This is a genomic window from Shewanella sp. GD04112, from assembly GCF_029835735.1.
In the GTDB taxonomy this organism is placed as follows: domain Bacteria; phylum Pseudomonadota; class Gammaproteobacteria; order Enterobacterales; family Shewanellaceae; genus Shewanella.
In genome coordinates this window covers 1,062,785-1,076,957 of the sequence record NZ_JAOEAL010000001.1, presented here as the reverse complement: position 1 = coordinate 1,076,957, position 14,173 = coordinate 1,062,785, and the positions used below count along the sequence as shown (strand labels likewise).

Sequence of the window (14,173 nt, the reverse complement as noted above, 5' to 3'; positions counted from 1 at the left end):
CGCCTGAGGACACTATGTTTGATTTTGATGCCACCGTACTCGCGAGGATCCAATTCGCTTTTACCGTTTCTTTTCACATTATCTTTCCCGCAATCACTATTGGGTTAGCCACCTATTTAGCCGTGTTAGAAGGACTCTGGTTGAAGACAAACAATCAGATTTATCAGCAGCTTTATCAATTCTGGGTCAAAATTTTTGCCATTAACTTCGGCATGGGCGTGGTCTCAGGCATAGTGATGGCCTACCAATTTGGCACCCACTGGAGTGGTTTTTCGGCCTTTGCGGGCAGCGTAACCGGCCCTCTGCTCACCTATGAAGTACTGACAGCATTTTTCCTCGAGGCAGGATTTCTTGGGGTGATGCTGTTTGGGCAAAATAAGGTTGGCAAAAAGCTGCACTTTTTTGCCACTTGCATGGTGGCCACGGGCACTGTGATTTCAACCTTTTGGATCCTCGCCTCCAATAGTTGGATGCACACACCTCAGGGTTTTGAAATCATTGATAACCGAGTCGTCCCCACCGACTGGTGGCAAATCGTGTTTAATCCTTCATTTCCCTACCGTTTAACCCATATGACGGTTGCCGCCTTTCTATCATCGGCCTTCTTTGTTGGCGCCTCCGCCGCATGGCATTTACTCAAAGGAAACGATACTCCCGCGATTCGTAAAATGCTTTCCATGGCCATGTGGATGGCATTGATTGTTGCACCGCTGCAAGCAGTGATTGGTGACTTTCACGGGCTAAATACCCTTGAGTATCAACCGGTAAAAATCGCGGCGATGGAAGGCCACTGGCGTAATGAAAAGGATGAGCCTACACCGCTCATCTTATTCGCGATACCCGATATGGATAAGCAAACCAATCACTTCAGTTTGGAAATTCCAGGATTAGCCAGTCTGATTTTAAAACACGATATAACCAAGCAAGTGCCAGCACTCACTGAGTTTCCTGCCGAGGATTGGCCCAATGTGCCCTTAGTGTTTTGGAGTTTTAGGGTGATGGTGGGCTTAGGCGTGCTGATGATTTTGGCGGGCGTGTGGAGCCTCTACCTTAGACGCAAGCAAACACTATACAGCAATCGCCTGTTCCTGCGCTTGGTACTCTTGTTAGGTCCCGCGGGATTAATCGCGACCCTCGCGGGCTGGTTTACCACTGAACTTGGCCGCCAACCTTGGGTTATCCAAGGGTTAATGCGCACTCAAGATGCGGTTTCGTCCCACAGTGTGACCCATTTAAGCCTCAGCCTGATGATGTTTGTTATCTGTTACTTCGGCATTTTTGGCGTGGGATATCGCTACATGATGCGGCTCATCAGTAAAGGGCCGATAGCTCAAGGGATTGAGTACCATGGATAACAAATCCCGTTTTTTAGCATATCAACCGATTAATCAACCCATTTAAAGGCACAACATGGAATTCGACTTACCCCTGATTTGGTTTGGGATCATCATCTTTGCCACACTCATGTACATAGTGATGGATGGCTTCGATCTTGGCATCGGCATCTTATTTCCCTTCATCCATGATGAAGACGATAGGGATGTAATGGTCAACACCGTCGCGCCAGTATGGGATGGTAACGAGACTTGGCTAGTACTAGGTGGTGCTAGCCTGCTCGGCGCCTTTCCCCTCGCCTACGCCATAGTGCTCGAAGCCCTAACCATTCCCTTACTGATCATGCTGCTCGCGTTGATTTTTCGCGGCGTCGCCTTTGAATTTAGGTTTAAATCCAGCGCAGAGACCAAACCCTTTTGGGATAAAGCCTTTATGTTCGGCTCGATTATTGCCACCTTTGCCCAAGGCGTAGTGCTCGGCGCATTTATCTCGGGCATTTCGGTCGATGGGCAAAGGTTCAGCGGTAGCAGCTTCGATTGGTTATCGCCCTTCTCACTCTTCTGTGGTTTTGGGCTGATGCTGGCCTACGCGCTGCTTGGTGCAACTTGGTTAGTAAAGAAATGCACAGGCACACTCAAGACGACCATGCAGCAGCTTGCTAAAGTCCTCGCGATTTGCCTGTTGATGACCATAGGAATCGTCAGTTTATGGACGCCCTTCGTACAACCCAATATTGCCCTGCGCTGGTTTAGTCTGCCGAATTTATTCTATTTTGCGCCTGTACCTCTGCTGGTATTACTCTGCACTAAGGCACTTATCCGCGCTTTAAATACTGAGGATGACTATCGCCCCTTCTTACTGACACTCGCGTTAATCTTCTTAGGCTTTAGTGGCTTGGGCATCAGCATCTGGCCACATATTATTCCGCCAACGATCAGCCTATGGCAGGCGGCTGCACCTGAGAGCAGCTTAGGTTTTATGCTCATCGGCGCACTGATGATTATCCCCTTGATCTTGGCCTACACCTTTTGGAGCTATTACGTGTTTCGCGGCAAAGTCACCAAGGATGCGGGTTATCACTAAAAACGACTTCATGCAGCCGATATCGACTCGGCTGCCAGCAATACAAACTTAGGAGATTGCTATGACGACTCAAACTTCATCGCTCCCCAAACGGCTCGGCTGGTTACTACTGATTTGGTGCACCAGCGTCAGTTGCCTACTGCTGGTTTCCCTCTGCCTTAAAATTATCCTGCAAGGTGCAGGGCTAACGACTTAGCGGCTTAACATTCAGCCACGTTAATCAATTTATGCGCTAATAATTGCCTAAAAATATCGCCGGTTATTAAGAAAATATTTTTATTTAATAGGAAAACGTCATTCCAGAAATAAAGAGCCTAGAGTTAAAACATGGGTTGCTTTATTTTTTCAGTTGGCCTATGGTATGGACAGTTTATTAGTCATTAATCATCAACCCAATTGGATGATTAATTTAGCCTTAATTTGATATGGAGATGTAGCAACATGTTAAACAATGCATTTTCATCTATCACATTTGAATCATCGCCTTTTACGCTAAATAAGCCTCATTATTTAGCCCGCTTTGTACGCCTTTCACTTAAATTTCCAGTTTAAGCCGAGTGCCACTCGCACTCGGCATCTAATACCCACATTTAATTTTATCGCTTCCATGTTTATTTTGGGGCATGGATTTTATCTAGCTCATATTTTGGGGTAGTTATGTTTTATTCTTTTTTTAGCAATCTATTTCAGTCTTTTATGTTGAAAACTGAAACCTATTACCTGCAAAACAGTTTTAATGCCTCACTGCGCCCGACTTCATTAGCCGCAGTGATTGCAAAACTGGATCAACTCAAAAGTGAAGAAACCCTAGATAAAGTGACGGTTGGACGAGAAATTTTACTGGTTAATCAACAGGACCAGCAGGAATACCGCATCGAGCTGGTGTATCCTCCAAGACACAAACCCAGAGTAGGACGCTACTCTGTGATCTCCGATCTCGGTGTCAGCCTACTCGGACGCACCAAGGGCGAATATGCCGAAGTCAATATTCTAGGTAAACCCGTACTGTTTATGGTGAAGGATATCGCCCTCGGCAAGAAATAAATCAGAGGGAAAAATAGCATTTCCAGAATAAAGCATGTTCAAATTTCAGTGGCAGCATGCTTTTAAATCGCTATTTGCGGCGGCATTTAGCATAGGCATAATATAAAAGCAGGAGAGCATTATTTTGAAGTTATTAACAGGCCGCGTAATGAATTAAAGCCGACGGCCCTATATCAGAGCCTCTTGACTATTTACCGAGTATGGCAGCGCTTATGTAAAAATCATCAAGGGGTGAAAGTAAATTATGGGTCATCGACTTTTTTCCATTCAACTTTATCGACGGATAGAGTTGAATAAACTATCGATGAGAATGCGGCGCTACACTCGATAGTCTCATTTAATTAAGTTTCACTTTACTGAGTATCACTTTGCTGAGTTTAAGTTCAGTTAGGAGTATTTGTCATGAGTAAAGAAAAAGCGAAAAAACCGCCGATGAAAACCTTAAAAGAGAAACGTCAGGATAAACGGAATCGACAGAAAAACTCCGATTAATCCCTGTGTAAAAAATCCCTTAAATCCTCTCTTTATTTGTAAGAGGGCGTGGTGACTACCGCGCCCTCTTTTTTATCCCAGTTGACGGCGGTATTGCTCAGGCGAATATTGGGCATATTTTTTAAACATCACTATATAAGGTGAGGTTTGGTTATAGCCCAAGGTCAGCGCCACTTCCTTGATTGCCAATCCTTCACGTAATAGCTGTAACGAATAAATAAACTTATGCCGCTGTCGCAGCTCGGTAAAACTCATCCCAAGGCTGTCTTGGCAACGCCGAGCCAAAGTACGCTCTGTGGTATGCAGCTCGCTTGCCCAACTCTTAAGGCTCTTTTGGCTGGCGGGATCGAGTTCGAGTTGCTGCAAAATGGGCTGTAATAATTTATCGCCACTCGAGGGTAAAAATTGCGGCTGTGCCTGACCTAAAATCAACTGATCGATTAACACTTCAACTAGACGTTTATCCGCATCGCTCTCGGCCACTCTTATTTGCCGCTCCCTCAGGTCGTTCACTATCGCCAGAGCGATGGGCGTGATCGCCAGCAGGCAGGTTTCATTCGGAAAAGCCCCCGCACGACTAGCCACGATATTCATCGAGCAATAATGGATACTGCGACGAGTAAAGCTCTCATGTTCAATCCCAGCCGGCACCCAAATCGCATATTGGGAAGGCGATAAAAACCTCTGCCCTGCGGCATGCAGCTCCATAATACCACCGCTGATCAGCTGCAACTGCCCCCAAGTGTGACTGTGTTTTGGGGTGATGGTATTAGGGAGAAACGCTTCATAGTTGAAGAAAATATCGGCAATAGGCGCTTGTTCTGCCTTGAGCGGATGATAAACGGGACGCATCAGACCTCCGAAAATAGGCTGGCAAATTCGAGGCGAATACTGAGACTTAAAAAGGATTGTCCGCCGACGAACTGACATTGTCTTTTAAGCGATATTTATATCATAAAAGACCAGAGATAATAGTAGCAGCCTAAAACATCGGGTTTAAGCCCCTTCGCCTAACCCCGTCTCCACACCAATTAAGACTGACCTATGCTGTATTTATTTCCGCTTCTCGCCGTCGTGATTTGGGCGGGCAACGCCATTGTTAACAAACTCTCCTGTGGGATCATCGCCCCCGAAGCGATAGCCTTTTATCGCTGGTTTTTTGCGATGCTAGTATTAACACCTTTTATGCTAAAACCCGTCTGGCGTAAGCGTAAAACGATTGCACCATTACTGCCCAAACTCGCCACCTTGGCCGCCTTAGGCATGGTATTAAACCAAAGCCTAGCTTATTTTGCGGCGGCAACCACAACTGCGACCAATATGGCCCTAATCAACTCGCTGGTGCCTATGGTGAGCTTGTTCTTGGCCGTACCACTACTCAAACAAAAGCTGACGCCTTTGGTCTTTGGTGGCACTGTGATTTCGCTCTTGGGCTTAGTGTTCATGTTAAGCCACGGCGATATGGCCAATCTTGCCATCGGCGTGACCCAAGGGGATTTACTGTTACTCATCAGCGCCTTTGTGTACGCACTTTATGGGGTATTGCTTAAACGCTGGCAATTGCCGATATCGACGTGGGAGTCAGTGTATATTCAAGGGATTATCGCGGTCTTGATGTTAATCCCGCTGCTGTTTAGCGCACCAAGTACCGCTATTAGCAGCCAAGCCGCACCGTTAATACTCTATGCCGCTCTGGGGGCCTCACTCATTGCACCTTGGGCCTGGATTAATGGCATCAGCAAGTTAGGGGCCGAGCGCACCAGTATTTTCTTCAACTTGCTGCCGATCCTCGCGGCAATCTTAGCGGCGATTATTCTGAATGAAACCTTAGCCGTTTATCACTATATAGGTGGTGCTATGGTCATCTTTGGGGTGATGTTAGTACAGGTAAAACCTAAACCGAAAACACAAGCGCCTATCGCCTGCACCGAATAAATCGCTTAACTCAACGCCCCAAAACCTTGGGGCGTTTTTTTATCATCGCTTCTAATACAGACTTTTCGCAGGCTGCTGCAAACAACCAAATAGCGACTAAGCTATTTAATAAGTCGTTTTGTCAGAGAGTTATGGAGAGTCCTATGTTTAATAGCATTAGAGTAAAGTTTTCGCTGATGTTTGCCATTATGGCGACAGCCTTAATTATGATGGCCGTGACGGATGCGATGCAAAACCGCACCACCCTTAAGCAAATGCAGGAATTTAGCCAACGATTTAATCCGGCGATTTCGGCTATTCTCAACGCCGACCGCGATCTCTATCAGGCCCAACTGAGTGAAGAAGTACTGCTTCGGCCCGAGCTCAGCAGCGAGAACCGCAAGAGTGAGATAGACAACTGGCAGGAAAACGTCGACCAAGCGCGCGATCGCATGGGAGAATTTAAAAATTATCTGCAAGACCATTTAGAAGTTATCAAATCCACCAGCGGTTTTGAGGCGCAATTTTCACTCTGGTATCAAGCCTCATCGGAAGTGATCAATGCGGTGAAAAACAATGACTTTGAACTGGCAAGACAACTCCATGAAAATAAATCTAAAAAAGAGTTTAAGGCCCTGAGGAGTATCTACAACGCCGCCGGTGAAGCTGCTGATAACCGCGTTAAAGAACTGGATTTACAGGCCTCAGAGCAAGCCACCACGCAAACCCAAATTTCGGTCACCATAGCCACCTTAGTCGCGATAGTCGCCCTCGTGATTGCCTACTTTGGCCCCAAAATCATCGTCAATGCGATCCGCGATATTACCGACAGGATCAACGATATTGTCGATGGCGACGGAAACTTAACCCAACGAATCCCCATCACCCGTCAAGATGAAATTGGCGAGCTAGCCAATGCCTTTAACTTGTTCGTAGCTCAATTGCAGCAAATGGTTATCGCGATTATCAGCCAAACCAAGGATGTCAGCCAAACCGTTGAAAACCTCGCGACAAAATCAACCACCACCATAGGCATCAGTTACGAGCAGGAACAGTTTGTCGATACCATAGTCACGGCGGTGAATGAGATGAGCGCCGCGGTGCGAGAAGTGGCCAGCAACGCCCTGCATACCGCCACCGAAATCACTAAAGTCAACGACCAAACCATCGAAGGTAAAAATATCCTTACCCAGTCGGTTAACCATATTCAGCAACTGTCGGAGTCGGTGAAACAAGCCGTGGCGGTTATCGAAAAACTCTCAGTGAATTCCGCCAATATCGCCTCGGTATTGGATGTTATCCGCTCGATTGCAGAGCAAACCAACCTACTCGCCCTCAACGCCGCCATTGAGGCGGCCCGTGCGGGTGAGCAAGGGCGCGGCTTTGCGGTAGTTGCCGATGAAGTTCGCACACTGGCGAGCCGCACCGAAACCTCGACTCAAGATATTCAGCGAATGATTGAAGAGTTACAACGGGGCGTGAATGATGCGGTTAAGAGCATTGAATCGGGCGCCAGCCTCACAAACTCGACCGTGACCCTCGCCAGCCAGACACAGGATGCCTTAGATGAGATCCTGAACTCCACCTCTAAGGTCAGCGAGATGTCGACCCAAACCGCCACGGCCACCGAAGAGCAAACCCATGTGACCGAAGAAATCAATCGTAACTTGACCGAGCTGTCTGACAAAACCCGCTACTGCAATACTGTTATCCAAGAGACTCAGCAAATCGTCGTCAACACCCAAACCATTTGCAGCAATCTGCAAAAAGAAGTGTCACGCTTTAAAGTCGCTTAAGGAGAGTAACGCGCCCAGATGTACCAGACTTAGCGTTACTCAAAGACCAATAAAAAGAGTGCCTAGGCACTCTTTTTATTGATTAGAGGATACGTTGGCGCGTTAAAGATTGCTGCCGAATTTGCCGGCCGTGCCAATAATGCCAACCAAAGCCGCCACAGAGTAACAGCCCTAAAAAGGTGTGTAATAAACTCGCGGCCAACTGCGCCGATTCAGAGCTTAAGTAATACAAGCCAACACCCGTTAACGCTAATGCCAATAGACTGAGTGACATCACTAATCCACTCTTATGATTAAGCTTTTTACGCCAACCAGCACGAATATGGCTATGCCACAGTGCGCCGAGCAACATGAGCATCAACCAGCCTAGCAGCACATGCATCACAACTGCGGGTAAGCGCAGATCCCCGCTCAGGCCAAAATCTACATCCCACTGCAGCTTAAACTCCATCACCCAAGGCAACATAAATAAGCCCGTAAGGCCTGTTACTGTGATGGCAAGGATGATCAACCAGAAAAACCAATTGGGATAACCACTTAATTTTTTCATTTTTATATATCGTCAAAAATACTAAAGAGTGATGAAAGCGTTATCGACAAATCTTAGGGCGCGAAGTTGACTAAATCGCCACCCAACTGCTGAATTTTTGCGGCGGCGGTGGCATCGTCAAGGTAGCCCGCTACCTTGGTTAATGCGTCGGCGCGCCAGGCAAACGGTGCGCGCACACTCACAACCTTTTCTTTGTCGCTGGCACACTGCTGCTCGTCTAAATTGCCCGTCGGTAACAATAACGCGGGGTAATCATGGCTTAAATGCTGGGAAACCCGCGAACTGGCAAGGGCGGTATTACTGACGTTGATCTTTTGACTCAATCCGTTCGGACCACGGCACAGCACATTTAATGAAGCGCTACCAAACACTTTTAAATCACCACCCGCATTCACCCAGCCGCCGCACACGCCGGCCCGTCGCAATTCAGTGACCGCCATATCGACCGCATAACCTTTAGCTATGCCATCTAAGGTCAAAATTAGTGGGCGAGCTAACCTTGCTTTATCCGCCTGGATTTCAATATCTCGCCAATCCCCCTGCAACAGCAGCGGCATTCCGAGATAAGCAGGCAAGGCGCCGCGGGACATCATCTCGCCGCCCACAGTGCAGTTGAAGAGGTTGTCACTAGCCCTGCCAAACCACTTGGCGAGCTTCAACACCCTCAGGCTATCAGGACTTAAGGATATCCACTGCCCCGGCTGGCGATTCAGTAAATTCAGCTCACTATCCTGCTGGTGAAAACTGAGTAAGCGGCCAATATGGGCCACACGCGAAAAAGCCGCTGTTATAGCGGCTTGAAGGGCAGACTCATCCAGTGAAGGATGAGCGTTGTGCTCGGCAACGGACTCAGCGGCAATTTCGACTAAGGTGCCGAGTAAGGGTTTGGCTCTACGTATCACTATGCGACTGACTGCGACAAAAAGAGTTGATGGATAACAAGTAACCGTTTTACGCCATCGAGTAAATTACGGCAACTTAATGTGGCACCGCTAATATTGCTGACATCCTCATCGAGTTTAAAGGGATCTTTGAGGGTTTTACCGTGGAACTGATCGCGCCAACTCGCTTCACGCACTTGGCCGCCGTGGGTTTCACGGTAACTGAGCACCTCTAACCCGAGCACTTCGCCCTGCGGACTAATGCCGATGGCGTAGGTAATATACTCATGTTTACCGACAACATCATCCACCACAAACCAACCGAGAAACTGACCGTCCTTTTCAACTTTCCAGATAGGTTGCTGATCTTGGCGTTGGCGAACGCCCGATAAATCTTTGATCTGATCTTTCGCATCGGAGCTCAGTAAGGTTGGACGCTCACTAAATACCGCTGCCTTATCAAAAATCAACGCCTGCGCTTGGGCCACTGTTAAATAATCCGCAGAAAATGCAGGGGCGGCAACTATGACTATTGGCATAAACCACAAGCTATTCAGATATGTATGCGCCATTTCAATACCTAGTGTTAAAGCAAAAGCTTGATTCATCGCAGGCAGAGCCACTCTGCCCTGCCTATGAGTAAAATACAAATTAGAAGTTAAATGCCACTTTTAATCTGACTTCTTGTTCTGTTTTTTCAATCAGATGCAGACTGGTGTCCTTTTGACCTTCGTACTGCTCACCGCCACCACTTAACTGAGGTAACCAAGTGAGGGTCGCCCACCAATCGGCGCTACCATAGTGCAATGAAGGGCCGGCGAAGAATGACCAACGCTCTTGACCAATCTCAGTCTCAAATTCGGTTTCGAATAACACTTCGGCACTGATAAACCAGTTAGGGGCGAAACGGTAGCTCAGGCCAGTGCCCATTTTCAGCTCCAGTTCCATCTCAGGATCGGTTGACCAGTCAAAGTCTTCAGGCAAATTGGCAATTGGTGCGCGGTCGGCATAGGTCGATTCCATGCCAAGGTTGCCAACCCAAATTAACTCGCCTTCGAGCATGTACTTTTGAGTCTGTAAGCCTAAATCGAGCGACAGGGTGTCTTTGTCTTGACCAGAGTGCACATCAATCCAGTCATAGTCTAACGAGGCGGTCATAGACAGACCAATATCATCCTTGGCAGGGCTTAAAAACATGTAGCTTAAGCCGACTTCAGCGCCAGAGGTGGCAAAACCAATGTTTTTCTCTTTCGGCAGATAACCATCGATGATTAAGCCGCTGGTATCTAGAGACATAAACTTAGCCGAACCCGATACCGCAAACTTGTCGGTCACACCGTATTCCAGCTCAGTTTCGTAATTAATACCACGGTAAGTACCTTGGCCTTTGTCGTTACGCAACGTCACTTTTTGATAGAGTTCAATGGCTTCTTTAGGCATAGCCTCAGCGCCTTTGACATAACCAAATAAATCTTCACCCGCAGTGGCTGTGTGGCAGATACCGAGTGTTAGCACAGAGGCAGCGACGACACTCAGGCGATGACGAGAAGATGTGCGCATTTAAACAAAGTTCCAAAGAGTTATTAACATAATTTGGAGGCGATTCTAGTAGAGCAACAAAAACAACGCAAATCATTATCATTAGTGTTTTATCAGATAAAGTACCAAATAATAAGGATATTTCATTTAAAACATGATGTTACAAATTAATATTCAATTAATATTTTTTTGCTATGCAGATTCAATCTGCTCAGGTCATCGCGCATTTCTGCTCAATGACTATACTCACCACAGCCTTGAATCGGCTCACGGCCACCCTACTCACACAAATACAGGGTTCATTCTTTGCGTGGTGACAACAAAATAGCGGTAATTAACCAACTGATAAATAAGGTCTAAACTGAGTAAAAACCACGATTTAAACCTCTTTTTAACGAACAGATCACAACGGAAGTAAAAACATCTAGACGTCTAGATTGACAGTAAAATGGCAATCCAATATGCTTGGCACCAAGTTGCTAGGATATGATGCCAAAGCGGCATAGATTTTAAGCGAGTTAGACTGCCAAGGATCACGCGGACAACCCGCCGAGTAAAAGAGAAATTACATTGAGTCAATCAGCCCAAACCACTGCACCGAGTAGCCCGGCATCCTTTATTGCCCTGTTACCCTTATTCGTTTTTCTAAGTCTGTTTATTGGCGCAGGCGTCTATTTCCAAAGCCAAGGTGTGGACTTTGCCTTCTATCAATTACCGAGTGTGATTGCCATTCTGCCAGCCATTATTCTGGCCTTGGTATTATCAAAACAAAAACTCAATCAAGCGATTGATACCTTTATCGGCGGTATTGGCCATAGCAATATTATTGCTATGTGTTTGATTTACTTGCTGGCTGGCGGTTTTGCTGCGGTCGCGAAAGCCACCGGCGGTGTCGATGCGACTGTCGCCTTAGGTTTATCACTTATTCCTTCAAACCTGTTACTGCCCGGCTTTTTTGTGATTGCCGCCTTTATTGCCACCGCAATGGGTACCTCAATGGGCACTATTGCCGCCGTGGCACCTATCGCCTTAGGCGTTGCCGATCAGGCACAAATAGATTATGCCCTGATGGCGGGCGCCGTGATGTCTGGCGCACTGTTTGGCGATAACCTCTCGATTATTTCGGATACCACTATTGCGGCCACTCGAACTCAAGGCTGTGATATGAAAGATAAATTCCGCGAGAACCTGATTTTTGCTATCCCGGCTTCACTGTTGACCTTTATCGCTTTTGTGATTGCAGGCCAAGGCCAAGCCGATCTAGCCGCTCAAGAAATTGACTTTATTAAGGTGATTCCTTACCTGACAATTCTGGTATTAGCGGTCGCAGGGTTAAACGTGTTCGTCGTCTTGACCTTAGGCATTCTGCTGGCGGGCGCAGCGGGATTCCTGACCATGGACTATGGCGTTATCCAATTTGGTAAGGATATCTACGCAGGCTTTAGCAATATGCAGGAAATCTTCATCCTGTCGATGTTAGTCGGTGGTTTAGCCGCACTGATGCAGCAACAAGGTGGTCTAGCCTTTGTAAGCAAGCAGATTGAAAAGCTCATCACCCGTTTCTCAAAAGCTCAAGGCGAAGCCTCATGCCGCGCGGCTGAATTAGGCATGGCAGGGATTGTAGCCGTCACCAACAGCTGCGTTGCCAACAACACAGTATCTATCGTTGTGACGGGGGATATTGCTAAAGATCTGGCTGAAAAACACGGTGTTAGCCCTAAACGCGCGGCCAGTGTACTCGATATTTTTGCCTGTATTATCCAAGGGTTAATTCCCTATGGCGCCCAAGCACTGCTGATTGCTTCAACCTTTAGCATCACACCGCTGGCGGCCGTATCCCACGCTTGGTACTGCATGATCCTAGCGGCTGTCGCGATTGCGATTGTGATTTTCCGTAAGCGCCACTAATCTTATTCGACTGTCGATAACACAAAGGGAGCCATTCGCTCCCTTTGTTTTTATCTGCCTAAGGTTCAAATTAGCTCAAGACTTGCCATCAGTTTAGGATTAAGGCAAGTTACAGCGGGTTATTTGCGCGGTATTAACCTTAATTTACGCCATACTCATTCACCCCAAAATGCATCCATCACAATATGAATCCGCAGCATGAACCCAGCTTTTACGACTTACATCGCCTGATCACTTGGTTGATTGTGGGCGCGGCGCTGCTAAGTGCCACAGGGGTTATCATCGCGCTCTACGCCGAATATCAAGTCGTCGGCACATCTGCCCTGTTTATGCGTGCCGATTTTCTTGGTGACTATATCAACTCGCCCCTCGCCTATGTGTTTAACCTCGGATTATTAGCCGCAGGGATTTGTATGTTGATCTCTATGGCTGGGCTCTACTTACTTAAACTCGACAGCTTTAGTCAATATATTGCGCTCACCGGCGCCTGGGTTGGCACCTCAGTGATTTTGATGGGGATTTTTCCGATTAACTTTTTAACCATGCACAGACTGGTTTCCACTAGCTATCTGTTAAGCACGCTAACCCTGCATGCCTTGGTGATTATTGCGGGAATCATGCCTAAACTGATCTGCCCAAGACCTTTGTTTTACTTAAGCTTATTAAGCTTTATCAGTGCCGTTTGTCTGAGCTTACAACTGGACTGGAGCCAGCTAGATTTCCCGCCCTGCGAGACAAACATTCACTTCTGTTTTGTCGCCGCCAATATGTGGCTGCAAACAAACCTAAATATTATTTGGTGCATCAGCCTTGCATTTGCCATGCGCCGTTTATCCAAAATCCTGTATTATCGCGCCCAAGTCCATCACCCGTTTTAGCTTAGTCATTTATGCGTCTCGCCAAATACCTTGCCCAATGCGGCATTAGTTCACGCCGCGAAGCCTGCCGCTTAATTGAGGCCGGACGTATCAGCCTCAATGGCAAAATTGCTCAGCATACCGATGCCGTGTATTTCGATGCTGACGGCCTATGCCTTGATAGCCTCAGCTTAGACGATAAGCCCATTTCGGGCACCGAAGCACTCAGCTATTGGCTCTTCAATAAAGCCGTGGGCACAGATTGCCGGTTGTTAGACGCCGATAAGGACAGTTTGCTGCATTTACTGCCAACCACGCCAAGACTCTACCCTGTTGGCAGATTAGATAAGGATTCCCGTGGCTTATTGCTGCTCACCAATGATGGCGAACTCACCCATAAACTGATGCACCCTAGTTTTGCCCACAGTAAAACCTATCATGTGCAACTCGATAGACCCTTCAACGATGCCTTTATCGAACAAATGGCCTGCGGCGTGCAATATAAAGAGGTGCGCACACTCCCCTGCCAAGTCACGCGGTTAAGTGATGTGAGTTTTGAAATTGTGCTTACCCAAGGGTTAAATCGCCAAATTCGGCGCATGTCCAACGCCTTAGGTTATAAGGTGATTGACTTACAACGCGTCGAGTTAATGACATTAACGCTAGGCTCCTTAGCCGAAGGCGAAATGCGACCACTCAGCCCTGAGGAAGTTACAGCGCTTAAAGCCGCTGTGGCAATTTAGTGGAAGACAAATGGCGAATGCCCCAAGCAGC

The 14,173-nt window shown here is 47.3% G+C and carries 14 protein-coding genes; 9 read left to right on the top strand and 5 right to left on the bottom strand.

The window, feature by feature from the left end:
- The first annotated feature begins 14 nt into the window (after positions 1-14).
- The 4 genes from N7386_RS04725 (at position 15) to N7386_RS04710 (ending at position 3,462) form a co-directional block, all read left to right on the top strand.
- A complete protein-coding gene (locus tag N7386_RS04725; protein ID WP_279767199.1) occupies positions 15-1,355 on the top strand; it encodes a cytochrome ubiquinol oxidase subunit I in 1,341 nt (446 codons plus the stop codon).
- Positions 1,356-1,410: 55 nt separating this feature from the next.
- Positions 1,411-2,418, top strand: coding sequence for a cytochrome d ubiquinol oxidase subunit II (gene cydB / locus N7386_RS04720; protein WP_208661864.1), 1,008 nt, complete (start codon positions 1,411-1,413; stop codon positions 2,416-2,418).
- A 61-nt stretch (positions 2,419-2,479) separates the two neighbouring features.
- A complete protein-coding gene (locus tag N7386_RS04715) occupies positions 2,480-2,614 on the top strand; it encodes a DUF2474 family protein (RefSeq protein WP_084294915.1) in 135 nt (44 codons plus the stop codon).
- A gap of 461 nt (positions 2,615-3,075) precedes the next feature.
- Positions 3,076-3,462, top strand: a complete 387-nt coding sequence (locus N7386_RS04710) for a GreA/GreB family elongation factor (RefSeq protein WP_279767198.1) — start codon at positions 3,076-3,078, stop codon at positions 3,460-3,462.
- Between the two features lie 564 nt (positions 3,463-4,026).
- On the opposite strand, the gene N7386_RS04705 is transcribed toward N7386_RS04710, so the two are convergent.
- Positions 4,027-4,806: a helix-turn-helix transcriptional regulator gene (locus N7386_RS04705; protein ID WP_279767197.1), complete on the bottom strand. Its 780-nt coding sequence runs from the start codon at positions 4,804-4,806 to the stop codon at positions 4,027-4,029.
- Positions 4,807-4,998: 192 nt separating this feature from the next.
- Between N7386_RS04705 and N7386_RS04700 the strand changes: the two genes are divergently transcribed.
- Complete coding sequence (locus tag N7386_RS04700; protein ID WP_279767196.1) at positions 4,999-5,889, top strand: DMT family transporter; 891 nt, start codon at positions 4,999-5,001, stop codon at positions 5,887-5,889.
- 143 nt (positions 5,890-6,032) lie between these two features.
- Positions 6,033-7,664, top strand: a complete 1,632-nt coding sequence (locus N7386_RS04695) for a methyl-accepting chemotaxis protein (protein ID WP_279767195.1) — start codon at positions 6,033-6,035, stop codon at positions 7,662-7,664.
- A gap of 82 nt (positions 7,665-7,746) precedes the next feature.
- On the opposite strand, the gene N7386_RS04690 is transcribed toward N7386_RS04695, so the two are convergent.
- From N7386_RS04690 to N7386_RS04675, 4 genes are all read right to left on the bottom strand, one after another.
- Entirely contained in the window at positions 7,747-8,214 is a 468-nt protein-coding gene (locus N7386_RS04690) for a hypothetical protein (RefSeq protein WP_086904340.1), read from the bottom strand.
- 53 nt (positions 8,215-8,267) lie between these two features.
- Entirely contained in the window at positions 8,268-9,116 is an 849-nt protein-coding gene (locus N7386_RS04685; RefSeq protein ID WP_086904341.1) for an FAD:protein FMN transferase, read from the bottom strand.
- A complete protein-coding gene (locus tag N7386_RS04680) occupies positions 9,116-9,667 on the bottom strand; it encodes an FMN-binding protein (RefSeq protein WP_126512544.1) in 552 nt (183 codons plus the stop codon). Before N7386_RS04680 ends, N7386_RS04685 begins: the two co-directional genes overlap by 1 nt.
- 79 nt (positions 9,668-9,746) lie before the next feature.
- Positions 9,747-10,655, bottom strand: a complete 909-nt coding sequence (locus tag N7386_RS04675; RefSeq protein ID WP_011621714.1) for a DUF6662 family protein — start codon at positions 10,653-10,655, stop codon at positions 9,747-9,749.
- Between the two features lie 549 nt (positions 10,656-11,204).
- Between N7386_RS04675 and N7386_RS04670 the strand changes: the two genes are divergently transcribed.
- From N7386_RS04670 to N7386_RS04660, 3 genes are all read left to right on the top strand, one after another.
- Positions 11,205-12,542, top strand: coding sequence for a Na+/H+ antiporter NhaC family protein (locus tag N7386_RS04670; RefSeq protein ID WP_011625394.1), 1,338 nt, complete (start codon positions 11,205-11,207; stop codon positions 12,540-12,542).
- Positions 12,543-12,727: 185 nt separating this feature from the next.
- Entirely contained in the window at positions 12,728-13,420 is a 693-nt protein-coding gene (locus tag N7386_RS04665) for a hypothetical protein (RefSeq protein ID WP_086904342.1), read from the top strand.
- Positions 13,421-13,431: 11 nt separating this feature from the next.
- On the top strand, positions 13,432-14,142 hold the full coding sequence (locus N7386_RS04660; RefSeq protein ID WP_086904343.1) for a 23S rRNA pseudouridine(2604) synthase RluF: 711 nt from the start codon (positions 13,432-13,434) through the stop codon (positions 14,140-14,142).
- Positions 14,143-14,173 lie beyond the last annotated feature (31 nt).